Source organism: Paenibacillus sp. EKM301P, assembly GCF_011800295.1.
Classification (GTDB): Bacteria; Bacillota; Bacilli; order Paenibacillales; family Paenibacillaceae; genus Paenibacillus; species Paenibacillus polymyxa.
This window is the reverse complement of record NZ_JAALFM010000193.1, coordinates 1-203: the sequence shown is the minus strand read 5'-3', so window position 1 is coordinate 203 and position 203 is coordinate 1. Positions and strand designations below refer to the sequence as shown.

General features: G+C 58.1%; 1 protein-coding gene. It reads right to left on the bottom strand.

Annotated features, from left to right (window positions below; genetic code table 11):
* The coding region (locus HFD99_RS25505) for a hypothetical protein (RefSeq protein WP_167441133.1) at positions 1–203 on the bottom strand (203 nt) is incomplete at both ends.

Below are 203 nucleotides of genomic sequence, written 5' to 3'. Positions count from 1 at the left end.
ACGCTGGACAGCTTCAAGACATCCTGCCAGATTTGGGCTAGCTTGGCCTCCAGTGGCGTCCGCGGTGCCACATACTCCAGGCCTCCTTCAAGGCGTGCTTCTGGTGCTGGCAATGCCTTCCGGTCAATTTTCCCGTTTGGCGTCAGCGGGAAACGATCCAGCTGTACCACATACGTCGGGATCATGTAATCCGGCAGCTTCGG